Annotated in this window: 1 protein-coding gene; it reads right to left on the bottom strand. The window is 49.7% G+C overall.

Annotated features, from left to right (window positions below; translation table 11 throughout):
• Positions 1 to 695: 695 nt before the first annotated feature.
• On the bottom strand, positions 696 to 897 hold a 202-nt coding region (locus ACFPPD_RS21400; RefSeq protein WP_378083260.1), incomplete at its 5' end, for a hypothetical protein.

Here is an 897-nt window from a genome sequence, read left to right as displayed (position 1 = left end):
ACATACGGCTTTTCCCATTGCTTCGTCGAGTGGCCATCTTTGATTGTTTAGTTCTTAGCGGGAATTTCCTATAACGTTCATGTGTTCACGACGTCCCACCGACTTAAGGCGACGAAGTCGCCGGGCGCGATGCGCTTAGTCGGTGCGGATGTGTCCGGCTGAATCTGCTTCTCTGCTGCTGAATTACTCCAGTCGAATCCGCTTCCTACTTCTGCCGGACCGAGGCGGCTCGTCCGCCGAAGCGTGAACATGGTGTTATACGCTGTTGCCCTCTTCTTCGAATATCCCACGAAAGATTCGTTGATCTTAACCCTGCTCTTATATTGCCTTGATTCATTTCCAATTTCAATACAGTCGGAACAACATTCCAAATTCAATCCACCGCCAAACGTATGTGCCGGCTTTGATTATTGAATGTGTTCCATGACTGGTTTGAATAATAAGATTGGAATCAAGGCTATTCAGGGTTAAGATCTGTTCAACGAATCTTTCAGTCCCAACCCTCAAGACGGCATTTGAAAAAAGGGCGCGGGCACGGATGATTCGACCTATCGAAGTCACTGGCGTGACCATCGATAGACAAATTAAGAATGATCCGATCTTCTTGACTGTTCTTCCCTCGCCCTTGAATTCAAAATGCCTTGAGGGTTGGGATGGGATGATCTTCGTTGTCTTAGGGCAATTGCGTATAACGTTCATGTGTTCACGACGTCCCACCGACTTAAGGCGACGAAGTCGCCGGGCGCGATGCGCTTAGTCGGTGCGGATGTGTCCGGCTGATTCCGCTTCCCTGCAGCTGTCAAATACTTCTTCGAACCAACATCTAACTCCTGCCGGACCGAGGGCCGAATGGCCCGAAGCGTGAACATGGTGTTAGCAGAAGTCCCCGACAACTTG

It is taken from the genome of Cohnella suwonensis (genome assembly GCF_042655365.1).
Taxonomy (GTDB): domain Bacteria; phylum Bacillota; class Bacilli; order Paenibacillales; family Paenibacillaceae; genus Cohnella; species Cohnella suwonensis.
The sequence above is the reverse complement of the archived record's forward strand: the minus strand, read 5'-3'. Positions and strand labels throughout refer to the sequence as shown.